5 protein-coding genes and 1 pseudogene are annotated in these 6,665 nt (G+C 61.2%); all 6 read left to right on the top strand.

The window, feature by feature from the left end:
* Positions 1-477, top strand: a 477-nt coding sequence (locus HX846_RS15320) for a hypothetical protein (protein ID WP_178965655.1), incomplete at its 5' end; no start/stop codon positions are given.
* Positions 478-826: 349 nt separating this feature from the next.
* Positions 827-3,415, top strand: coding sequence for an autotransporter domain-containing protein (locus HX846_RS15325; RefSeq protein WP_178965656.1), 2,589 nt, complete (start codon positions 827-829; stop codon positions 3,413-3,415).
* A gap of 88 nt (positions 3,416-3,503) precedes the next feature.
* Positions 3,504-4,097, top strand: a complete 594-nt coding sequence (locus HX846_RS15330) for a hypothetical protein (RefSeq protein WP_008433680.1) — start codon at positions 3,504-3,506, stop codon at positions 4,095-4,097.
* Positions 4,098-4,171: 74 nt separating this feature from the next.
* Entirely contained in the window at positions 4,172-5,833 is a 1,662-nt protein-coding gene (locus HX846_RS15335) for a VWA domain-containing protein (protein WP_178965657.1), read from the top strand.
* A gap of 26 nt (positions 5,834-5,859) precedes the next feature.
* Positions 5,860-6,420 (top strand): RNA polymerase sigma factor, encoded by a 561-nt coding sequence (locus HX846_RS15340; RefSeq protein ID WP_003218160.1) that lies wholly within the window; start codon positions 5,860-5,862, stop codon positions 6,418-6,420.
* A pseudogene (locus tag HX846_RS15345) lies at positions 6,417-6,665 on the top strand (hypothetical protein); the annotation flags it as partial. The gene HX846_RS15340 and the pseudogene HX846_RS15345, both read left to right, overlap by 4 nt.

The raw sequence follows: 6,665 nt of genomic DNA on the forward strand, positions 1-6,665 counted from the left end.
AAGCTGGGCACGGCGGCCTTGAGCGGCGCGGGGTTTGCCGCCGGCATGAAGGCAGGGCAACTGGCCGAGATGTCGACGCCGGCCGCGATACTCACGGTGATGGACGCCGAAAATATCGACTTGGGCGTGTTGCTCAAGCAGGCCTTTATCGATGCCTTGGGTAAGACGTCATCGCTCAAAGTGGTGGGTGACGACGAGCCGGCCGATGCGCAGATTCAACTGACGGTAGGCGAGTGGGGCTTTCGCCTGACCCAGGGTTTCAGCAGCGTGGTCTACCCGACGCTAACCGTGGTGGCGCGCATGGACCGTGGCGACGAGATGCTCTGGCGCACGGTGGAGTCGATCACGCCGTTCAATGGCCAGAATGTCTACGGTTACACGCCGCTCACTTATCGCACTGATCCTGAGGCGTTGCGCCGCGCGTTGATGGGTATCACGCAGATCTCCGGGAGTTATCTGGTGAAGGAGCTCAAGTAGACCAGCGAGAGGTCTCCGCGTGGCTTGCGGTGGCTGATCCTGACGCGAGCAGTTTGATAGAACTCGCCGAGCACCTTGAACATTTTGTATATCCCATTGTCTTTACCCCGCCCACCCGCAACCGGTCGGGCTGCATGGACTGCAGCGTTTTCAAATGACATTAAGGATTAATGTGAACCTCGCCCCCCAAGCCTCTTTTCTGTCACCGCCCGCTGTGGTGCACAGGCGCGCGCCTGCGTTTCAGGAAGGCACCCTGGGGGAATGCATTCGGATCAATTGATCCCTCGCTTAGCACACCTACTGCCGCCGGGCCTATTGGCGGCTTTTAATGTAGTTCATGGAGTTTGAAATGAAGCGTAAGCAGTTCCAGAAAAACCTGTTGGCACTCATGGTCGGCGCAATCAGTACGCAAGCGCTGGCGGTGGAATTCGACCTGGGGCAGGGCAAGAACATTTGGGTCGGCGAGACCTTTAATGAGTCATTGATTATCAACGGGACGTTCTCCGAAGTAGTGGTGCCGACCACCACCAACCCTGCCGGACTGGGTGTGGCCAACACCACTATCCAGGGTTCGTTGATCAACCGTGCCGACATCACTCTGGATTCCCAGGGCGCCGCCATCCGTGCGATTGCCCTGGACCCGCTGTTCTGGTCGGGCCCGCAGAACCTGAGCCCGGGAACTGTCACCGGGGACGTGGTCCAGGCGGGCAACATTCTTATGAAAAATGGGGGTTACGAGGGGCTTGAGATCGGCGCGACGACCATCGGTGGAAGTGTCATCAACTCCGGCACCATCCGTTCCACGCTGCCCCTGACGCCGCCGGCTTCACCTTCCTACGTGGATGGCGGCGAAGGCATTTACCTGCATGGCACCACCATCGCCGGCGACGTCTCGAACACCGGTGTGATCGACATGAACGGTGATTACGCCATCGGCCTGATCCTCGACCGTCAGAACAATCTGGGGACCACCGTCGGCGGCAAAATCCTCAACGCCGGCACGCTCAAGGCGACGGGCGAGGGCGCCTGGGGCATCGAGGTGGAAACCGACACCAACCCTCTGCGCATCGAAAACAGCGGCCTGCTTTCTGCCAACGGCAATGACGCCAAGACGGTGATGTTTCTAAACGGTTCGGTCGACTACATCCTCAACACCGGCACCGTCGAGGCCACGGGCACCAACGCCAATGCCTTCGAGTTTGCCGGGGCAACCTTTGCCCAGAACAGCGCGACCGGCGCGCGCGGCATCGTTAACCGCGGCACGATCAGCGCCGATGGCACAGCCATTCATGTAGATGCCGCGGACCAGACCTCGGCGTTCGAGATCAACCAGCAAGCCGGCGAGATCCGCAGTAACGCCGGCATCGCCATCGACGCCGCCAACCTTGCCACGCTGAATTGGACCGGCGGCAAAATCACCGGCGACCTGCTCAACTTGAGCGCGGTGAATGTCGCAGGCCAGGCCGATTTCACCGGCAGCCGCATCATCGCGCCGGTATCGGTCAACTCGGGCTCGCTGAACCTGTCGGCGCCCGGTACTGCGATCACTGGCAACCTCAACGTTGCTAGCGGCGCAGGTATTGATATCCACCTGGCCGACAGCGTAGTGCCGACCACGCCGTACCTGACCGTCAACGGTGCAGCGAATTTCGCCCAGGCTTCGAAGCTGACCGTGAGCGCCAAACCGGGCGACTTCGCCAGCACCAACAACGGCACTCAGTACACCCTGTTGCAAGCCACCAGCGTGCAAGACAATGGCCTGTCTGTGGCCAGCTCGTCCTCTCTGCTGAACGTGCTGAGCTACTCGGCCGACGCGCAAACGGTCAAGGCCGTGGTGGCGGTTAAAGACAACCAGCAAGTGCAGCAGGAGCTCGCCGCGGTGGGCGCCGGCGCTGCGTCAGCGACGGCGGTGAACACCTTTAAAAACGACGTACTGAGCGGACTCAATCAGAACGACCCAGTGTTCCAAACCCTGGCTGACGCCGGCACAGCACAGCAGCTTGCTCAGGTCAGCGAACAACTCAAGCCGGACGTCAATCGCGGCGCCCTGGACGTGGCGTTGTCGGGCCAGACCGTGGTCAACGGCGCGATCTTCAACCGCCTCACCGACCAGCGCGAAAGCCATCAAACCGGCGGCGTGTGGGTGCAGGGCCTGAGCAGCAACATGGACCAGGACGGGCGTGGCGGCAACAACGGCTACTCGGCCAACAGCAGCGGCATGGCCGTGGGTGTGGACGGGCGCTTGAACGACACCACCACGTTGGGCGTGGCGTACAGCTACCTTAACTCCAACATCCATTCCGACCTCGGCAACAAGACCGATGTGGAGGGCCATGCGCTGTCGCTGTACGGCAACTGGTCGCTGCAAAACTGGTTTGTCGACGGCAGCCTCAGCTATGGCCATAACGACAACGACAGCAAACGCCATATCGCCGGCACCACAGCCAAGGGCAGTTACGACAGCAATGTGCTGTCTGCCAGTGTGATCGGCGGCTACAGCTTCAAGCCGTCGCAGGCCGTGGTGATCGAGCCGCGCGTGGCAGCGCGTTACGCCAACGTGCGCATGGACGGTTTCAACGAGAAGGGCTCCTCGGCCGCGCTGAGCACCCAGTCGCAACGCTATGAAGTGGGCGAGCTGGGCGCTGGTGTGCGCTTGGCGGGCAACTTGCCCATGGGTGCCGGTAGCTTGCAGCCGGAAGCAACCTTGATGGCGTATCACGACCTGATGGGTGATCGCGTCGCACAAACCTCCAGCTATGTGCTCGGCGGTTCTGCGTTCACCGTCACCGGCGCTTCGGTGGCGCGTGACAGCTATGAAGCCAGTGTCGGCGTGAACTACCAGGTGTCGGACTTTACCGTGGGTGCCAGCTACACCCGCCAGGCCCGCAGTGGTTTTGATGCCGATGGGGTCATGCTCAAGGCGCGGTACGCGTTTTAAGTATTACGGCCGATAGAAAACGGCATCGGGCTGCGGTTCTCCCACGTAGCCCGAGCCAGACTTTTAAATGTGCTCAAGGAAGTAACCCATGAAAAAGACCTCACTCTTAATCCTCGCCCTGGTCTTGGCCGGCTGCCACTCCACTGCCAGGAACTCCTCGCCAAGCCTGCTGACGGACGGCGTCCAGTTGCAGCAGAAAAAGGTCGAGGTGGACGCCGAACACGCCAAGGTCATCATGAAGGCAACCGGTTTTACCTATCCGGTGCAGTTCTCCGTACGCCGTAGTTCCGATGCAGATCAGCGTCCGGAAATCCTCGGGACGGTGGTGGATTCCGGCCGTGGCAAGGTATTCGGCTGGATCGCCAAGATGAACGAAGTGGGCAACAGCGCCGTCGCCAAACGCTTCCCGCAGTTGGAAGTGCAGGCTGACCCGGGGCAGCCCTTTGAAGTGATCGGCGAGTCACGGGTCTACAACGCCAACTATGTCGGCCTCGTCAAAACCTATGTGTATGAGTGCGGCCCCATGAGTTCGACCTTCAAGCCTGAGAAGCAAAAGGTTTACCTGGTGGAATTCGTGATTATCGGGAAGGGCTGTGAGCAGCATGTGTATGACGTAACTGCGCCTAATGAGCGTGTCCCGGTGGCGACTGTGGCGGCGACAGGAAATATTCCGTCGCTCTAAGTTGCTTTAACCCGAATCGCCAGCCCCTTGCGTCTGACCTTGTGAACGGATCATTCATTCACGAGGTTCAGCCCATGTCCCGTCCTCTTCTGCTGTTGCGCCCTGCCGCCCAAGGCTTCACCGTGACCCTGCTGGTGGCGCTTGCCGGGTGTGGGCTCTCTTCATCCCGTGACGTGGCCAAGCCCGCTGAGTCGGCGCCTGTCGTGGAGGTGCAAAGTGAGCCCGCCAGCGTCCAGGGGGCCATGGTCAAGCGGAGGGTTGCGCCTGCACCGATGGCGTCGCGATTGGTCATGAACGACTCGATCGCCATGCAATACCAGACCGAGCCTCGGGAGCACTATCAGAACCTCCCGGACAACCCGATTCGCAGCGTTGCCGAAACACCGGTCTCCACCTTCAGCGTCGATGTCGACACCGGCAGCTATGCCAACGTACGACGCTTCCTCAATCAAGGCAGCCTGCCGCCCGAAGGTGCTGTGCGACTTGAGGAGATGGTCAATTACTTCCCTTATGACTACGCCTTGCCCACCGACGGCTCGCCCTTTGGCGTGACCACTGAAGTGGCACCGTCACCCTGGAACCCTCACACCCGACTATTGCGCATCGGCATCAAGGCCTCGGACCACGCCGTGGCGGACCTGGCTCCGGCTAACCTGGTGTTCCTTGTGGATGTGTCAGGCTCGATGAATCGCCGCGAAGGCCTGCCTCTGGTCAAGAGCACCCTGAAATTGCTGGTGGACCAACTGCGCGACCAGGACCGCGTCTCGCTGGTGGTCTACGCCGGCGAATCGCGGGTGGTGCTCAAGCCCACCTCGGGCCGCGACAAAACCACGATCCGCAATGCCATCGACCAACTTACCGCCGGCGGCTCCACCGCAGGCGCGTCGGGGATCGAAATGGCCTACCAAATGGCCCGCGAAGGGTTTATCGACAAAGGCATCAACCGCATCCTGCTGGCCACCGATGGCGACTTCAACGTGGGCGTCAGTGACTTCGACAGCCTCAAGCAAATGGCCGTCGACCAGCGCAAAAGCGGCGTGTCCCTGACCACCCTCGGCTTCGGTGTGGATAACTACAACGAACACCTGATGGAACAACTGGCCGATGCCGGTGATGGCAACTACGCCTATATCGACAACCTGCGCGAAGCCCGCAAAGTGCTGGTGGACCAGCTCAGCTCAACCCTCGCCGTGGTGGCCCGGGATGTGAAACTGCAAGTGGAATTCAATCCGGCGCAGGTCAGTGAATACCGATTGCTGGGTTATGAAAACCGCGCCCTGAAGCGTGAGGATTTCAACAACGACAAGGTCGACGCCGGCGAAATCGGTGCAGGGCATACAGTGACCGCGTTGTATGAAATTGTCCCGAAGGGTGAACAGGGTTGGCTGGAGCCACTGCGCTACGCATCGGCGGCCAAGGCTGACGGTAAAACTGATGAGTTGGCGATGTTGCGGGTACGCTACAAACCAGCGGAAGGCGGCAACAGCCGACTGATCGAACACCCGATCAGCAACCAGCACAGTGGCAAAACCAGCGACGACCTGCGTTTCTCTGCTGCCGTGGCCGCCTTCGCCCAGCAACTCAAGGGTGATGGCCGCTACACTGGCAGCATGAGTTTCAAGGACACGGCCGCATTGGCCCGCTCCGCTCGGGGCGACGACCCTTTTGGCTTGCGCGGCGAATTTGTGCAACTGGTCGAATTGGCCCAGAGCCTTCAGGCCCCGGCTAAACACTGATCCACCTCAAAGGAGTGCGCCACCTGATGGATTCACCCAGCGACGAAGCCCTGCTGTCCCGCTACCGCAGCGGCGACGGTGCAGCGTTCGAGGCCCTGTACGCGCGGCATCGACAGGGCCTGTACCGTTTTCTGGTGTCCTTGAGCAACAAGGCCGAACTGGCCGAGGAAGTATTCCAGGACACCTGGCTCAGCCTGATCCGCAGCACCAGCGAGCCACAGGGGCGGGCGAGTTTTCGCACCTGGCTGTTCCAGATTGCCCGCAACCGCCTGATCGACCACTGGCGCAAGCACGGCATCCACAACCCGCTGCACGACAGCTACGATGAGCAGCTTCACGGCCAGCCCGACGACAGCGCCGGGCCTGAGCAACTGCTGAGCCTGAGCCGTGATCAGGCGCGCCTGGACAGCGCACTGCAAGACTTGCCCGAAGACCAGCGCGAAGTGTTCCTGCTGCGCCTGCATGGCGAGCTGGAAGTGCCACAAATCGCCGCGCTCACCGGCGCCCCACTGGAAACGGTAAAAAGCCGCTTGCGTTACGCCCAGCAGAAACTGCGCCGACTGCTGGCCGAGGAGGTACCCGCATGACTGACCCCCGACATACCCAGGACTCGAACGACGAGCTGCTGATCGAGCATTTCCGTCAACACACCAGCGGCGAGCCGCCGGCTTCCCTGGACGCCTTCATCCTGGCCACCGCCCACCGTGAAGCACCGGTGCGGCAACCCAGCCTGTGGCAGCGTTGGTTACAGGCCTGCCAACGGCCGCGCTGGCAGATGGCGTTTGCCACCGTCGCGGGTGTGGCCCTGATGATTGGTTTGGTCACGCGCTCG

Origin of the sequence: Pseudomonas sp. K5002 (genome assembly GCF_013386655.1) — a bacterium.
Lineage (GTDB): Bacteria > Pseudomonadota > Gammaproteobacteria > Pseudomonadales > Pseudomonadaceae > Aquipseudomonas.

Bases quoted from the DNA above. Each gene is read 5' to 3' on its own strand.
- HX846_RS15325 (WP_178965656.1), top strand. From the start codon at position 827: ATGAAGCGTAAGCAGTTCCAGAAAAACCTGTTGGCACTCATGGTCGGC.
- HX846_RS15330 (WP_008433680.1), top strand. From the start codon at position 3,504: ATGAAAAAGACCTCACTCTTAATCCTCGCCCTGGTCTTGGCCGGCTGC.
- HX846_RS15335 (WP_178965657.1), top strand. From the start codon at position 4,172: ATGTCCCGTCCTCTTCTGCTGTTGCGCCCTGCCGCCCAAGGCTTCACC.
- HX846_RS15340 (WP_003218160.1), top strand. From the start codon at position 5,860: ATGGATTCACCCAGCGACGAAGCCCTGCTGTCCCGCTACCGCAGCGGC.